Annotated in this window: 14 protein-coding genes and 1 pseudogene; 3 read left to right on the forward strand and 12 right to left on the reverse strand. The window is 37.4% G+C overall.

From position 1 onward, the window contains the following. Positions 1 to 75 precede the first annotated feature (75 nt). Positions 76 to 789, reverse strand: coding sequence for a phosphatase (locus tag WKT01_RS08935; RefSeq protein ID WP_059070083.1), 714 nt, complete (start codon positions 787 to 789; stop codon positions 76 to 78). A gap of 130 nt (positions 790 to 919) precedes the next feature. On the opposite strand from WKT01_RS08935, the gene WKT01_RS08940 reads away from it, so the two are divergent. Together WKT01_RS08940 and WKT01_RS08945 are read left to right on the forward strand one after the other, a co-directional pair. After that, complete coding sequence (locus WKT01_RS08940; protein ID WP_082667553.1) at positions 920 to 1,111, forward strand: hypothetical protein; 192 nt, start codon at positions 920 to 922, stop codon at positions 1,109 to 1,111. A 227-nt stretch (positions 1,112 to 1,338) separates the two neighbouring features. Then, positions 1,339 to 2,502, forward strand: coding sequence for a hypothetical protein (locus WKT01_RS08945; RefSeq protein WP_270396306.1), 1,164 nt, complete (start codon positions 1,339 to 1,341; stop codon positions 2,500 to 2,502). Between the two features lie 52 nt (positions 2,503 to 2,554). On the opposite strand, the gene WKT01_RS08950 is transcribed toward WKT01_RS08945, so the two are convergent. The 5 genes and pseudogenes from WKT01_RS08950 to WKT01_RS08970 all read right to left on the reverse strand — a co-directional run bounded on the left by WKT01_RS08950 (position 2,555) and on the right by WKT01_RS08970 (position 7,181). Continuing rightward, the gene (locus WKT01_RS08950; protein WP_154821490.1) at positions 2,555 to 2,809 is read right to left on the reverse strand and encodes a hypothetical protein; all 255 of its coding nucleotides are present in this window, start codon (positions 2,807 to 2,809) and stop codon (positions 2,555 to 2,557) included. Between the two features lie 280 nt (positions 2,810 to 3,089). Then, positions 3,090 to 3,683 carry an ABC transporter substrate-binding protein gene (locus tag WKT01_RS08955; RefSeq protein ID WP_330671162.1) on the reverse strand — a complete coding sequence of 198 codons (594 nt, stop codon included), beginning with the start codon at positions 3,681 to 3,683 and terminating at the stop codon, positions 3,090 to 3,092. A 19-nt stretch (positions 3,684 to 3,702) separates the two neighbouring features. After that, positions 3,703 to 5,595 (reverse strand): recombinase family protein, encoded by a 1,893-nt coding sequence (locus WKT01_RS08960; RefSeq protein ID WP_340312106.1) that lies wholly within the window; start codon positions 5,593 to 5,595, stop codon positions 3,703 to 3,705. Positions 5,596 to 6,012: 417 nt separating this feature from the next. Further along, positions 6,013 to 6,657: pseudogene (locus WKT01_RS08965) on the reverse strand (ATP-binding protein); the annotation flags it as partial. Then, positions 6,654 to 7,181: a replication initiator protein A gene (locus tag WKT01_RS08970; protein WP_270396315.1), complete on the reverse strand. Its 528-nt coding sequence runs from the start codon at positions 7,179 to 7,181 to the stop codon at positions 6,654 to 6,656. The pseudogene WKT01_RS08965 and the gene WKT01_RS08970, both read right to left, overlap by 4 nt. A 579-nt stretch (positions 7,182 to 7,760) precedes the next feature. Here WKT01_RS08970 and WKT01_RS08975 point away from each other — a divergent pair. Continuing rightward, positions 7,761 to 9,164 (forward strand): restriction endonuclease subunit S, encoded by a 1,404-nt coding sequence (locus WKT01_RS08975; RefSeq protein WP_340312108.1) that lies wholly within the window; start codon positions 7,761 to 7,763, stop codon positions 9,162 to 9,164. Positions 9,165 to 9,208: 44 nt separating this feature from the next. On the opposite strand, the gene WKT01_RS08980 is transcribed toward WKT01_RS08975, so the two are convergent. The 6 genes from WKT01_RS08980 to WKT01_RS09005 form a co-directional block, all read right to left on the reverse strand. Beyond that, on the reverse strand, positions 9,209 to 10,018 hold the full coding sequence (locus WKT01_RS08980) for a tyrosine-type recombinase/integrase (RefSeq protein ID WP_270396321.1): 810 nt from the start codon (positions 10,016 to 10,018) through the stop codon (positions 9,209 to 9,211). A gap of 41 nt (positions 10,019 to 10,059) precedes the next feature. After that, the gene (locus WKT01_RS08985) at positions 10,060 to 10,557 is read right to left on the reverse strand and encodes a restriction endonuclease subunit S (RefSeq protein WP_340312110.1); all 498 of its coding nucleotides are present in this window, start codon (positions 10,555 to 10,557) and stop codon (positions 10,060 to 10,062) included. Between the two features lie 107 nt (positions 10,558 to 10,664). Then, positions 10,665 to 12,248: a restriction endonuclease subunit S gene (locus WKT01_RS08990; RefSeq protein WP_340312112.1), complete on the reverse strand. Its 1,584-nt coding sequence runs from the start codon at positions 12,246 to 12,248 to the stop codon at positions 10,665 to 10,667. Then, the gene (locus WKT01_RS08995) at positions 12,248 to 13,729 is read right to left on the reverse strand and encodes a class I SAM-dependent DNA methyltransferase (RefSeq protein ID WP_270396324.1); all 1,482 of its coding nucleotides are present in this window, start codon (positions 13,727 to 13,729) and stop codon (positions 12,248 to 12,250) included. The genes WKT01_RS08990 and WKT01_RS08995 overlap by 1 nt, the downstream gene beginning before the upstream one ends. A 2-nt stretch (positions 13,730 to 13,731) precedes the next feature. Next, a complete protein-coding gene (hsdR, locus tag WKT01_RS09000) occupies positions 13,732 to 16,071 on the reverse strand; it encodes an EcoAI/FtnUII family type I restriction enzme subunit R (protein WP_270396326.1) in 2,340 nt (779 codons plus the stop codon). 18 nt (positions 16,072 to 16,089) lie between these two features. Then, on the reverse strand, positions 16,090 to 16,302 hold the full coding sequence (locus tag WKT01_RS09005) for a helix-turn-helix domain-containing protein (protein ID WP_022151127.1): 213 nt from the start codon (positions 16,300 to 16,302) through the stop codon (positions 16,090 to 16,092). Positions 16,303 to 16,432 lie beyond the last annotated feature (130 nt).

The following is a 16,432-nucleotide window of genomic DNA, read 5'->3' on the forward strand; positions in this document are numbered from 1 at the left end:
ACTACCTTACATTTTAGCACACTAAACTTTTAAAGTCTACCTTTTTATACTGTTTTATAAAGATTTGTAAAAGATTTAAAAACTCAAAAACTTTTTCAACAATTCCAAATCTGTTGTAGCAACCAATTCCATCGGAAAATCACAGTAAGCAAGTACTTCTTTTACATAGGTAAAGTTTCCGGCATCTGCATCTACATGAGCATCACTTCCTGCTGTCACAAATACCTCATACTGCTTACACAATTCCAGCATAGTCAGCATATTTTCTCTGGCATTTTGTCTGAAACTCTGTGGCCTTAACGAGGAATTATTTAATTCCAGCAAAGTTCCCGTTCTTTTTGCTGCCTTTACAAGTTCCTCATAATTCACCGGAAATCTACCATCATCCGGATGACCGATGATATGGATATATGGATTTTCCATTGCTTTTATATATGCTTTTGTATTTTCTCTCTCCGTACGGCTCTTTCCGTAACAAGGCGGATGAATACTGGCAATAACAATGTCCAGGTCACGCAGAGTCTCTTCAGGCAGATCTACCCTACCTTCTGTATCCATAATATTTAATTCCGCTCCAAAGAGCATCTGCACGCCTTCCATTGTCCTTGGCACGCAATCCAGATTATCAAAATAAAATTTTCCGCAAGTCCCCGGCATTTCCGGTGCGTGTTCCGTCAAGGCCATTACCTTAAGTTCCTTTTTTGCAGCAGCTGCCGCCATCTCCCGGATGGTACTGTAAGCATGTCCACTCATCAACGAATGAGCGTGTGTGTCCGCAAGTATATTCATTATTCTCCTCCTGTTTAATACATAAAATTTTTTTATTTCCAATATTTATCCCGCTTTTATCGCTATTATATCATATTTTTTCCAGAATACAATTTTATAGATAGGGCACAATATCTATGAGGTGATGATCATGCTAAATAAAAAACAAAACGAAAAGATAATAGATGACTATGATTATCTTTCCAACGCAGCCTCTTCTATGGATTGTACGGGACTGATCCCCTCTCTTGCAAAATCGGAAGATGAACTGGAATCCTACAATGACGTATATCAGTTCACTCCGCCCGTTATACCACAAAAAAACAAAGACTCCCTGCCCTAATACTACCGCCTCCTTCCTCCATTCCTCTCCTTCATTTGGAGCGCCGCAGTGATTTCTGTAAAAGAAACCCACGCGGCGTCTCCTTTTTTCTTATATTTTACATTTTTCGGCAGAATTCGAGGATATGTTGCATTTTTCCATTGTTCTTACTAATGCAAAATGTTATAATAGAAGCGTTGTAAATTAATCCTTTGGATTGTCTACGAAGAGAGGAGTACAATTTAACTATGAAATGTCCAATATGCCAAAAAGAAGTAGAAATACAGAAAAAACAAGTTGGCGTCAATGAAAATAATGACCCCATCTTTAACGAATATGCCATATGCCGTAATTGCAAAAAACAGTGGAATCTAGACAAGCAGCGTGCCAAAAAGGCTGCTAAAAAGGCCGCGGGTACAAAGGAACAGCCGCTAAAACCAGGCGTTCAAAATCAAACTGCTAATGTAGAAAGGCAAAAACAGACCGCAGATCACAAACCTGCGAATCCGAATACACAAAAAAGCACCGCAAAGAAAAACGGAAACTCAAGTGCAAATACTGCTGTTTCTCCTGAGAAAACAACAGAACTCAAAAAAGTTTCCGCTGAAAGAGCCCAAGCAAAGAAGACCGGCAGACCCACAGCTGCAGGTACACAAGTCAAAACACGATCGCCTAAACAGGCACCTGCAGACAAACCTGTAAAACGTACAGGTCAGGGACAACCGGCAAAACATACAAGAAGTACTGCTCCTGCTGAAGAACAAAAATATGCGAATATTCCGCCCGAAAGAATTCGTACCAAAAGAGAAACCGCTGTTAAAAAAGGATACGAAGACATGCTCGCTACAGATCCCGGACGGCGTCCTGTAAAGAAAAGACGGACTGCTCCGTCAGAAAATACCACCTATAAAAACTCGGCAAAATCTGCACCGGCCGCACGCAGGAAACCGGAACCTCCTGTTGTGGAAGAAGATATGTATGAGGAGGAAACCCCAAGATTCCGAAGTGTAAAAATTATATTTGGCGTTCTTTCTTTGATCGGATTTGCTTTCTTTACATATAAAGCTTTTACAACCGGATTGACCGACGTCACCGCCGGAAATGAAAGCAGTGCCGGAACAATATATATTATACTTGCTCTTTGTCTGCTTTTATCCGGCATCTTATTATTCATTCTTCAGAAAAAGAATACATTCTGTGCCTTTCTGTTTCCGGCAGTATTTTGTATTGGAGGTGCTGTGTTTGCATTTTTGAAAAGAAACACTGACTCCATGCTTCTTTACTGCGCGGTGGGATGTGCTGTATTTGCTGTTATATTCATTATCCTTACTATTGCTTCTCTTGGTTCCGGAGATAGCTATGACGAGGAAGACTATGACGACCCTTTTGAAGATGATTATGATAATTATTAGACCAATTCAAAAAAACTTCCCACAGACTACAATCTGCGGGAAGTTTTTTCGTCTATTGTATTTCTTTCAATGCTCTTTCATAATCATCTTTGTGTACATAGATTTTATATTCATAAGAATACTTTTGCTGGATCCCCATACTTCCATACCTTCCTCTATTGCCTCCGCCCAGCCATTCTGAACTCTGAAGATTTTTTGTCCCTACTGTGTAGGCAATACCGGCTCCGCTCAATTTATCCCTAATATCTGACTGTCGTTTCATATCCATAGTAGCGATTAAGAATCTGCGATTAAAAATCGTTATCATACTCTTACCCCCCTATCTCTTGTGACTTTACTTAAAAACTTTACCTTTAACAATGTTTTGCCGCTCATTCTGTTCCTCTTTCATTTTTATATACTAAGTATACTATATCCCTTTAATCATAAGCAACTCTCTATAGTAAGACAAAAACCTTTCTTTATAATAAAAAAGAATTTATCTTCCTGCTAGAAATGTATACCGCCAGGCATATATACAGTAAAGAGCCGCCGCACGATTTTATGCGGCAGCCCTTTTTGTCATGCGCTATATAGAACTACAGGGTCTATTTTGCAGCAGTATTGTTTGCTTTCTCGGCAAACTCCGTAGTGACAAGTTCTTTATAAGGAGCTCTTTTGCTTAATTCTCCGGCACTTTCCAGAATATCCTGCAATAAGTCAAAACTACTTTCTTCAAAGATCAGATTATCTTTCCATGTGTCCTGTTCATAATACCGGGTAACAATCGTCGTGATCGTTTCCAGATCAGTCTCCGGGAACTGAGGTTCTATGGCTGCAGCGATTTCTTCCGGTGTATGAGACTGCACATAGTCCATTCCTTTTTGTAGGGCATTGGTAACTCCCTGTATAACGTCCGGATTTTCTTCTATATAGCTTTTCTTTGCACTAAAAGCTGTATAAGGCACATAACCACTGTCTTCTCCTAAGGACGCTACTACATACCCTTTTCCTTCTGATTCCAATGTGGTAGCCCCGGGTTCAAACTCTACTGTGAAATCTCCCTGACCTTCCGAAAAGGCGGCGGCAGTAGAGCCAAAATCAATATTCTGATTAATCTCCAGATCACTCTCTGGATCAATACCGTTCTCTTTTAAAATATACTCAAATACCATCTGTGGCATGCCGCCTGTCATCAACATTACAATGTAAATAATTGTCCTATAATTGTTCAGAAGTCATTTGAGCCGATAAATCCGGCAGATATTGATGCATCAATACCGCAATCTCTTCTTTTGTTTTCACAATATTGTAAGGTTTCAGCGGATTATCCGTATCTTCCAGAATCTCTAATTCTTTCATCAGATGGATATAAGGCAAGATACTTTGTTTCGTTTTCTTAAATCCCAATGCTGTCATATGTTCTGACAAGTATTTTGCAGAGGTATATCCGCGTTCATCTTCTATAATCAACTTCATTACAAGAGCGATTACAGTATTTTCCCGGCGATTCATCTCATCAGCAGGACTGTAATTGATTAAATCAGACAAACCATATTTTAAAGTAATTTCCGGCATTCCCTCTTTATCTACGTCAATTCTCTCAATCAACAGTTCAATATCTCTTCGATCAAGAGTTCCACCTGCAATGATTTTATCAACTACATCCAATGCGTTTCTCAATTTGTCTTTTACATCCGGTGTTTCTATAGTAGTTTCGTTCAGTTCTTTTTCCTGCATCTCCAAACCATGAATCTGAGCCAATAAATCTTTTTGTAAAGAGTCATAAGTTTCATGAATCAAATCCTCATTTTCAAATGCTATGGATAAATCTTTTATTTTTTGTGTTAAAAGTACCTTTAGTTGATTTTTTCGGTTTTGAATTTCTTCCTGAATGTCTTGTCGTTTTTCTGCCAGCGTTTTCTTTTCTGCCTCAAAATCTCTCATATCGTATGTGGAAATCACTTCACAAAGCGCTTCTCTGCACAGTTTAATATAATTCAACACATCTTCCATCAAATCGTTTTCCTCAATCAGATGGGCTTTTTCGCAATACCGCCTGCCTTTCGTATTATAGGTAGTACAAATATAATATTTTCTTTCTCTGCTGGATGATTGACGCTTAATCGGTGTCAAACGGCTCCCGCAATCTTTACAAAACAAACAGCTTCCAAAAGGATTGGGGATTTCTGAACCGATCCATTCCCCCCTGCTTCCACGATAATTCGTGCGATTACGCTTTTCTTTTAATTCCTGTACAAGAGAAAAAGTGGCTTTATCAATAATTGCCGGATGATGATCTTCAAAAATACACTGTTCTTCTTTTGGAACACGTTTATCCTTTCCATGTACGGTATTTCTGGCACGTTTTCTCAAACGAAAAGTTCCAATGTAAAAATCATTATCTAATAATTCCTTTACCATGCTGTCAGACCAAACGGTTGCAACTTTCTTTTTGCTTATGCGACCTTCTTCAATTTCTCGTTCTCGCTGTACCATAGAAGGCGTTGGGATACCCTGGTCGGTCAAATAATTTGCTATTTTGCGATACCCGGATCCTGAGATATAAAGATCGTAAACCATTTTAATAAATTCTGCCTCTTTGGGAACGATCTTGATGATACTTTTGTCTTTCGTATCCCGACAATATCCAAAAGGTGGTTTTGTCATAAGCGTACCTTCTTTTTGTCTGGCTCCAATCGCTCTTTTGATTTTCTTACTGGTATCTTTTACATAACGCTCATTGAACCATGTTTTAATTCCAATGGTGTCGTCGCTGGAATCGAAAGAATCGTAATTATCATCAATGACAATGAGATGTTTTCCCCGTTCCTGAAATTCATCCAAAAGCAAAAGAACCTTCGCATTATGTCTGCCAAGACGAGAGAAATCTTTCACATATACGGTATCAATATCTTTATCTAAATCAGCCATCATCTGTTGAAATCCAGGTCTGTCAAAAATATAACCTGACACTCCGTCATCTTCATACCATCGGTCAATAACCATTCCATGGTCGGCTGCATACTGATTAATAATTAACTTCTGATTTTCTATGGAAACATAATTTCGCTTATCGTCATCTCTTGAAAGACGCACATATCCAGCATTCATGTCCTCATCCTTTCTGAAATATTATTTATAGAATAATGTAATATAATAAGGGCGAGAGAATGTCTCCCGCCCAGAGAAATTACTGATTGATTTCTTTTATATGGTTTCGAATCAACGCTTTTATTCCATTATGTATATTTTTATCCAGCTGCCCATCCGCAAACGTGACAACCCGAAAACCTATTTTCGTATATTTCTCCTTATCTGCCTCAAAGTCTTCTGAAGATGTATAATCTGTTTGCCACAGGTAATATGTAGGTTTCTGCAGAGCTATCACACTCTTTCTATTTCTGATGTCTATACTAAGATATAAACATCAGATTGTTTTTGTGCCTGTCTGCTCTATAATATTTTCAGTCTGCCTTGATTCGGCAGTAGCAAAAAAGGTTTTCATTTTCCCCATTTTTTCATGGGCAATAATTGTTTTATCGGAAGATTGGTCGTTACGATCAATGGTCTGCCAGATCGATATCTTCGGTCAATTACGCTGAATACAATTCCAAGAGCATACTCAGAATTTCGTTCTGTGCCAAGATCATCCAAAATTAAAAGTTCATATCGCGCCAGAGCATTGATATATTCTGTTTTATCCTCTAATGGAAACATATCATCAATAATTGTATTAAAATTTGTCATCTTCACAGTAATTTCCTGATTCAAAAGTGCGTTGGCAATGCAACCGGCTATGTAACTCTTTCCGGTTCCTATTAATCCCCACAATAGAAAACCAATAGGATTTTTCTTCATATTATTCCAGTTTGCTGTGTATTCTTTGGCCTTCTCGATGGTGGTAGTCTTTTCTGCCAGTTCAAAATTCCAATCATACATTCGTGGTTCTTCAAAACAGATTTTTCTATTTCTTTCCATTAATTCGCGGTGTTCTCTTTCTTTATATGCCTTTTCTTCTACTTCACGCTTTTGACGGATACATGCACATTGTCTAAAATGTTTTTTCATACCAAGAATACTGTCTGGAGGGAAAAACGCCTCTACAGGTTCTCCACAAATCTTGCAATATGCTAATCCATCTGCACCTAAATATGTGTTTTCCTGCTTTATCATAGACTATCGCCCTCCTCATATTCGTAATTTACTCCAATCTTATTACTAAAATTATATTTTTCTTTTACTTTACTAGGCGGCACATTTCCGTCCATAGAAGAGGCTGTTTTCCGACTAAATGAAGGACAGCTTTTCATCCCAATGGAAGTGGTATTTTCGTCTGTCTGCTTTACATCCGGTTCAGAAATCAACTCTATACAGGGGATTCGCATATATAAATGATTTGGTTTTGAAAATCCCCCGGAACTGCGAATCAACAATCCATACTCACCTAATTCCTTCATGGCAGCTTTTACAGAAGTGCAACACTTTCCCCATTTCAAAGATATTTCTGTAATCGGAAAGACAAAATATACATATCCTTCTTCATTGATCCAATGATTTTTCTGTGAAATTCTGGCTCTGTCATATAACAGCATATAAAGTATTTTTGCGTTCTGAGAGAGTGGTAGCTCTAACAAAAATTTAGGAAACTGATAATAGGGAAGTATCTTTTCCGTTTCCATCATATATTCAAATTTCATATTTTCTTTTACCTTTCTGAAAAATTAAGGAGACGGATGCCGGCTTTCCCAAAGAGATTTTTATGCTTTATTAAAATTCTCTTTTTATATCTCCCTATATAACGAAATGGAAAAAGCTCATTTTACAGGGTACAGAGAGAAAAAATTTTACAAGAGCAAGATCCACCCATGTTTAATGTTATCGCGTTTCCGCCTCCGTTCACCTTATGGGTGTTCTCTTGATGGGGAGTGACAATTCCCCATACCCTTGCTTATATAATCGGCTTACAAAAGAATTTGTTCGCATCACCATGTGCATTTTCAAATAGAAAAAGACATCCAGTTACTTACTGAATGCCTCAAAATAGAATTATGTTAATTATGATATTTTGCTGCGTGCACCTCCGGTGTAGCTAATAAAAAAGTGGGTGTGGGAGGCGACAGTTCCCCAGCAAGATAAAACTCCGAAATATTACTTATATGGCAGAATGGGGATATGGTAATACCGGGGTGGATCTTGCTCTTGATAATTTAAAAAAGAAAAAATGCAGAAAATACTATTTTTTAGATAAGTGATATTCAGAGTGTGTTTGATTTTTTATGATACTTTTACAATATGATTCTGATAATTTGCCTTATGAGAAAGTCGGAAAGAATGAGCCGGTGTGCATTGCGGATGAAGTACCGTTTGAGATTCCAGAAAGTTGGGAGTGGGTGCGATTAGGAGAAATCTTTCAGCATAATACCGGCAAAGCTTTGAACGCTTCAAACCGTTCGGGAGAGTTGCTTGCATACATAACAACATCTAATCTTTACTGGAATAGATTTGAACTTAATTCTCTCCGAGAAATGTATTTTTCTAAATCAGAACTTGAGAAATCTACTGTAACCAAGGGCGATTTACTTGTTTGTGAAGGTGGAGATATTGGACGAGCCGCAATCTGGCTCTATGACATAGATATTAGAATACAAAACCATATCCATCGACTGCGTTCTTATTCTAAAATATGTACGGAATATTATTATTATCTCTTTTTCCTGTATAAACACGCAGGTTGGATTGGTGGAAAAGGTATTGGCATTAAAGGACTTTCTGCAAATGCCTTACACTCTTTGTTGTTTCCACTCCCACCGCTAGCTGAGCAGTATCGAATTGTTGCCAAGATAAAAGAGTTCGAGCCTTTATTGTACAAATATGCACAGGCAGAAAAACAACTAAACAATCTAAATACTCAATTCCCGGATCTGCTTAAAAAGTCGATTCTGCAGGAAGCAGTACAAGGAAAACTTGTTCCCCAAGATTCTTCTGATGAGCCTGCTTCCCTTCTTTTGGAGCGTATTCGTGCTGAAAAGCAAAGGTTAATTGCCGAAGGTAAAATCAAGAAAGACAAGCACGAATCTGTCATTTTTAGAAGGGATAATTCTCATTATGAGAAGTTGGACGGAATCGAGCGTTGTATCGACGATGAGATACCGTTTGATATTCCAGATACATGGGAATGGGTTAGGATGGGTTCCTTGTTTACGATCAACCCAAGAAACATTATTTCTGATGATACCGTTGTTGGTTTTATGCCAATGCCGCTTTTACAAGACGGATTTAGTAATAGCCATACCTTTGAAGAAAGACAATGGAAGAATATAAAATCTGGATTTACCCATTTTGCTAACAATGATGTTGTTATTGCAAAAATAACTCCATGTTTTCAGAATAGAAAGTCTGCCGTAATCTTCAATCTTCCCAACGGATATGGTGCTGGTACAACAGAGCTTCATGTACTTCGTGACTATACAAAAATATTGTATATGCCATACTTTTTGCTGCTCTGCAAAACCCATACCTTTATCCAAGATGGTATGAAAAACTTTACTGGAACGGCAGGACAACAGCGTATCGGAAAAGATTTTATTTCCAACTACCTTGTTCCGCTTCCTCCAGTAGAGGAACAAAAGAGAATTGTCCAACGAGCAAATTTCGTAATTGAATCCTGTGACATTCTATAAAATCAGGCATACACTCCAAGTAATCGAAGTGTATGCCTTTTCTTTTACCAATCTACGATTGTATCAACAATTTTTCTCTGTTCTGTAGCTGTTTTTCTGAGGTAAATGCGGGTAGTTTCAATGCTTTCATGTCCCATAAGATCAGCCAGAAACGCTATATCATTGCAACGGTCAAGGAAGCTCTTGGCAAATCTGTGACGGAATGAGTGTGGATACACAACCACAGGATTGATACCATATTTTACTGCCAGTTTCTTCAACTGTCCAGAGATGCCACGGGTGGTAATACGTTCCCCATACTTGTTCAAAAAAATGAAGCCGCTTTCTTGTTGCTTTTCAGCCAGCCAAGAAAGGGCTTCGTTTTGTAACTCTTTGGGGATATAAATTCTGCGTAATTTACCACCTTTGGAGTACAGGTCAAGATGACCTAACTTGACATGTTCAACCTTAATCTGAATCAGTTCGCTGACTCTGGCTCCGGTGGCGGCAAGGAAGCGGATTACGAAATACCAGAACGTTTCATCGTCATTCTTCAGACAAGATTTAAAGTATTTGTAGTCTGCTTCGCTAATGACATTTTCCAGAAAAGTTTTCTGCTGCACACGGACAAATGGCAGTTTCCACTTCTCTTTACCAATACATTCCAAGTAGCAATTGATGGCTCGCAAACGGAGATTGACCGTCTTGGGCTTGTAATTCTCGATCAGCCATACCTTGTACTCACGTAGCTTTTTCTGTGTGACATCATCGTACTGCTCCCCATACTGTTTGATGGCAAATTGATACGATGAAATCGTGTTTTCCGAGAGGTTTGTGCCCCTCAAATGTCTTTCGAATTTTTCTTTTTCTATCATGGCGAAAGACCTCCTTTCGCCAGATATTATACAATTCCACACTAAATCAGCGTAATCTTATCAAATAATTTTTGTTGTTTCTCAACGATGCGGCGTTGCTCTGATAGCGGCGGAAGTGGAACCAATAGATTCTTCAAAATATCTGTTGTGATATTTTTCCATGCGGTACCAGTAGAAAGTGACATCAAATATTCAACCATTGCTTGAATCAGAATTATTATATAGTCCATTTCCAAACTGGTATTTTTGAAGCACATACACATTAGACCGTCATATATATATATATATCCAGAAATATTCAACTTTGCAATCTTACCCAAGCTGCCACTTGCCGCAGTAATTAAATAATCGTTATCAACAAAAACACTTTTGGTAGTGCCAAGATCGGTCAGAAATTCATCTGTATCATACAATGTATCGTTCAGGGTGTATTTTGTAATATCAGATATTTTAATCCAATGATGAGGTGTTCTTTCAGATGACCAGTATTCTGGGCTCCCCTTAGGTCGTGGAGATGCACCACGCTGCACACCTATCATTGTTCCCAATCTCGTCCAACACCAGCTGTCCGGAATGTCAAACGGTATCTCGTCGTCGATACAACGCTCGACTCCGTCCAACTTCTCATAATGAGAATAATGGTATGCTACATTTTGAAATTACATCTATCCAACAGGACTTTTAACTGCTTAACAATGCGTATTTGTTCATTATATGGAGGTAATGCCACCAAATATTTTTTAATTTCCCCCATACCCAAATCAGGAACACCAATGGATTGTCTTGCTTTTATCGAGTGAAGTAGTATCTGAGGACTTTCCAAATAATAACGAATATATGGAGGATAAACCAAAAGCGGACGAACAACGCAGCATGAGTATGATACCAAGAACTCTTTGCTCATTTCAACCAGTCTTGCTTTTCCCAATGCTGCACCAATTCGAGAATAAATAATGTCGTTCTTTTGCGGCAAAGCCTTTCTGGACAACCTTTCAAAATCTGCTCTTGAAATATATTTGACATTTTGAGTGTAGTTTATGGTTCCATCATCCAACAAATCTTTTGCAGAGAGAAAAAGTACACCCTCATCAGCAGGCACGGATTTCGGCATATTGTGATCAATATCGCCAATCAAGCTGCATATATTTTGCAGACGAGTCCATGTCCAGTTCTCTGGAATGTCGAATGGGATATCTTCATCAATGCAAACTTCCTCAGAACCACGCTTTTCATAATGAGAATTATCCCTTCTGAAAATGACGGATTCGTGCTTATCTTTTTTGATTTTACCTTCAGAAATTAACTTTTGTTTTTCAGCACGAATACGCTCCAAAAGAAGGGAAGCAGGCTCATCAGAAGAATCTTGGGGAACAAGTTTTCCTTGTACTGCTTCCTGTAAAATAGATTTTTTAAGAAGGTCAGGAAAGCCAATATTCAGATTGGATAGTTTAATTTCTGAAGTATTATATTGCTCCAAAATTGGTATCAGTGATTGGAATTTATCTACAATGCGTTGTTGCTCTTGTATCGGTGGTAGGGGAAAATATATTGCATTCAATGCTGACTGAACCAGATGCTTGATAGTCATTCCCTTACTCTTTTCATCGAGAATTTTATTCCCTTTATAGCATTCCATCAACAAACGAAAGTAGTAAGGCTTTATTCCACCATAGAATCTGACACGGTGTAGAGCATTTTGATAGTACATTTCTTGATCATTTTCCCAAATTGCAGAACGACCTACATCGCCACCTTCGCAAATTAGAAGATCTCCCTTTTTCAATTCGTATTTTGGAAGCTCATTTTCGTTAAAGCGGGCTTCTTTAACTGTGGTCAAGTCAATCCCGTTCCAATATACATTTATGCTACATAGATAAGGCTTGTAGTCTCCCTGATTTTTTGCTTTATCAAGAGTTTTACCGAGTTCTGTTATAGCAATCATTTTGAGTGTAACCCACTCCCAACTTTCTGGAATCTCAAACGGTACTTCATCCGCAATGCACACCGGCTCATTCTTTCCGACTTTCTCATAAGGCAAATTATCAGCACCACGGAAAATATAGGAAGGATTTTTCTCTTTCTTAATTTTTCCTGCTTTGATAAGTTCTTCTTTTTCTTTTCTTATTCGTGCAAGTAATACAGAAGCTGGTTCATCATTTGGATCTTGCGGAACAAGTTTTCCCTGAACAGCCATCTGCAATATCGAATTTTTCAATTGTTGTCCGGTCATTATTGTTCCTCCAGGTCAATACCTAATATTTCTGTAATCTGAGCTAAAATACGGTCAATATCAGCATTTAAGCTAGCTCGTTTTTCTTGGTATTGTTGAATTAATTCTTTTGGCGGCAAAATTTCTTCTTCCTCATGAGGATAACCACAAAGATCAATATTATAATTTTTTGCAATGATTTCTTCTACCGAAAACTTCTTTGCCTTATCGAAACCATCCTTATTGATTTCTTCTCTATCATTCCACCACTTCATAACTGGTTCAAAATGTTTGAGTTCCATTGGTTTTGTCTTAGAAAAATTTTTATATCCCTTCGGCATATCCAAACGATAAAACCATGTTTCTTCTGTTGGTGTTGTATGATCAAAGAACAAAATATTTGTGGTGATAGAAGTATAAGGTGCAAACACACTATGTGGCAAACGAATTACGGTATGTAAATTGAATTCAGAAAATAATTTCTTCTTAATGGCAACTTTAGCGTTATCTGTACCAAACAAGAAACCATCCGGCAGGATTACAGCAGCACGACCATTTTTCTTTAAACGATACATAATAACAGACATAAACAAATCTGCTGTTTCACTACTTGCCAAATCTGCCGGAAAATGATTTTTTACTTCCATTTTTTCATTTCCACCATAGGGTGGATTCATCAAAATAACATCAAATTGATCGCTTTCCGTATAATCTAAAACATCCTTTAAAAGAGAATTATCATGATAAATCTTTGGCACATCGATTCCATGTAACAACATATTGGTAATACACAGCATATACGGAAACTGTTTCTTTTCTATTCCGTATATTGAAGTATCATAGGCTGCCTGATCCTCTGTGGTTACTATTTTTGTTGATAATTCTTTTAGCCAGCTCGTAAGAAATCCTCCGGTACCGCAAGCAAAATCAGCTGCCTGTTCACCAATTTGTGGATTAATCATTTTTGCCATAAAATCCGTTACTGCGCGAGGAGTGTAAAATTCACCGGAAGAGCCTGCACTTTGTAGCTCTTTTAAAATCGTTTCATAGATCTCACCAAAAGCATGACTTTCTTCATAATCTCCTAAATCAAGGTCAGCAATGACATTGATAACTTGTCGAAGAAGTACACCGTCTTTCATATATTGATTCGCATCTGCAAATGTAGTTTGAACAATAGCTTTTTTTATTGGAGTAGATGCATCAACAGGAAGTTTTTTCAATGTTGGAAATAATGTATTATTTACAAAATCCAATAATCTTTCTCCTGTCATAGCAGTACCTGTGCGATCATCAACCGCCCAATTTTTCCAACGACATTCTTCAGGAATAATGGAAACGTAGTCTTCATCGTCCCATTTCCAATCCTGCTCTTTCGCATCATATACTTTCAAAAAGAGCATCCATGCAATTTGCTCTATGCGCTGTGCGTCTCCATTGATGCCAGCATCATTCCGCATAATATCACGAAGTCTTTTTACAAGTCCTGATAAATTACTCATATTTATACCGCCTCTTCTGTGTAAATTGCTTTTTCAAGTTCTTTCACCGCTTGCATATAACCAGCCTTTCCGCCAAAATATCCTGCAATTTTTGCTGGTTTTCCCAGTTTCAAGAACGGAGCAAGTTTTAAAATTTCAGTTTTCTCGATTTCATATATACCAGTATTCATATATTTATCCAAAAGTGCTTCCAGCACGTCTCTGGCAATACCGCTATATTTACTGAAAAAATCACGTTTTTTTACATTATTAGCTCTTTCTTTCCGAGTTAAAGGTTTTTTATCAAAGGCTACATGGCAAATAAAATCAAAATCATCTACATCTACCATATTTTGCTCTTTTTTCATCGTTTCAAGATCAATTCCTCGTTCCAAAAGCATTTCTTTGATTTTCTCTTTTTTCTCTTCTTGCGACCATTGTTTGATAAAATTATCTAACGATGCGTATTCACCAATAATATTTTCTTTCGTATAATCCACAATACTTTCTTGTCTTAAAAGTTTTCCGTTGGTATCGTATACGGAAACTGTTTTATGAATAATTTGAACTTTGCATCCATCTCGGTCAATAATTGGTTTTGGATTTCCGTAAGGAGCTTTTGGATCTTTGATAATATTTGTTTGATCAGATTCTTCTCCATAGGCAATTTCTTTCTTAGGAGTGAAATTTTCATTAATTTCAATTGGTCCATCCCAATCAGGATCTGCAAATAATCTGGTTACATTCCGAAAGTCCATAACAACAAAATGCGTTTTCCCTTCTTTTTCTCTAAGTCTGGTTCCGCGACCAATAATCTGTTTAAATTCTGTCATAGATCCAATCATTTCATCCAAAACAATCAGTTTTGTCATTTTACAGTCTGCTCCCGTTGACAATAGTTTAGAAGTTGTTGCAATAACTGGATATGGAGATGCAACAGAAATAAAATAATCGAGTTTCTTTTTGCCATAATCATCACTTCCGGTAATCCTCACAACATAATTAGGATTTTTTCTGACCATATCAGCATTTAAGTTTACTAAAGCCTGACGCATACGTTCTGCAGCATCTTCTGTTGCACAAAATACGATTGTTTTCGCCATCCTGTCAGTTGCTTTTAAGTATCGTGTTATTTCTAAAGCTACCTGCTGAATACGGTCTTCTATAACGATGTTATAATCATAGTCACTATTTGTATAAATTCTATCTTCAATTTCATTCCCAGAAATATCTCTTTGTCCTTTTCGAGGTCTCCATCCATCGCCAATATCAGTCATAATATTAATCACTCTAAATGGCGCAAGAAACCCATCCTCAATGCCTTCTTTCAAGCTGTAAGAATATACAGGTTCATGAAAATATGAAAGATTAGAAATATACTTCGTTTCTTTTGGCGTTGCTGTCATTCCTATTTGAGTTGCAGAACTAAAATATTCCAAAATTTTTCGCCAGCGACTTTCTTCTTTCGCACTTCCACGGTGGCACTCATCTACTATGATAAGATCAAAAAAATCAGGAGTAAACAATTCACTAAAATGTTCTTTGTCATCATCACCTACTAACTGTTGATACAGAGAAAAATAAACCTCATGAGAAGTAATCGTATTTTTATCATCCTTTGCAACATTAATTTTATGAATTACTTTCTCTAATGGTGCAAAATCCTGTTGTATCGATTGATCCACAAGAATATTACGGTCAGCCAGATAAAGAATTTTCCGTTTCATTCCGCTTTGCAGCATACGATAGACTATCTGAAAGGCAGTATAAGTCTTACCTGTACCAGTTGCCATAACAAGTAACAAACGTTTTTGTCCTCGTGCAATCGCATCTACGGTTCTATTAATCGCAATACGCTGATAATAGCGTGGAGGATATGTATTCTGACTACTATAATACGGCTGTTGAATAATTGCCTCCTGCGCAGAAGTCATTCCTGATTCCTGTTTAAAGCGTTCAATCAGTTCTGATTCACTTGGAAATTCATCCAATCCAATCACTCGTTCTTTTCCTGTAAGAAAATCATGTTCTGCAAATCCGTCTCCGTTAGAACTGTATGCAAATGGAAGATCGAGCATCTGCGCATACGTCATAGCCTGTTGCAAACCATGTGAAATACTATGTTTATTGTCCTTAGCCTCAATAACAGCGATCGGATTATTTGCATTCATATACAGGATATAATCTGCTCGTTTTGCCTTTTCACGAAAAACAAAATTTCCTTTTAAATTGATTTTTCCATCTGTAACCTGTGTTTCCATTGTAATTTTTCTAACATCCCATTTAGAAATAATGGCAGGTGTAATATACTGTAATTTAATATCTTCTTCGGTCATTTGTTTTTTTGTTAAAACAGTACTCATCTGTATCCCCCTCCCCCATTATTCGATTTCTTTTGGAATAATCTCCATAATATCGTCTATTGAACAGTTAAGAACTCCACATATTTTCACCAATACTTCTACACGAACATCTTCATTTTTACCTAATTTCGCCATAGCATTTGTGCTTATTTTTGCAGCTTTGATAAGTTGTGTTTTGCTCATTCCTCTATCTATCAGTATCTTCCATAACTTATTGTAACAGACAGCCATCTTAAACCCTCCAATGATACAACTTCTCATAATTTTTGATTATAAGAAGATTATAGCATTTGGTGTTTTAAAATTCAATTTTGAATTGTAATTCTCAATCATACAAAATCAAAAATCAAATGTATTTTTG

It is taken from the genome of Mediterraneibacter sp. ICN-202921 (genome assembly GCF_037890075.1).
In the GTDB taxonomy this organism is placed as follows: domain Bacteria; phylum Bacillota; class Clostridia; order Lachnospirales; family Lachnospiraceae; genus Mediterraneibacter; species Mediterraneibacter massiliensis.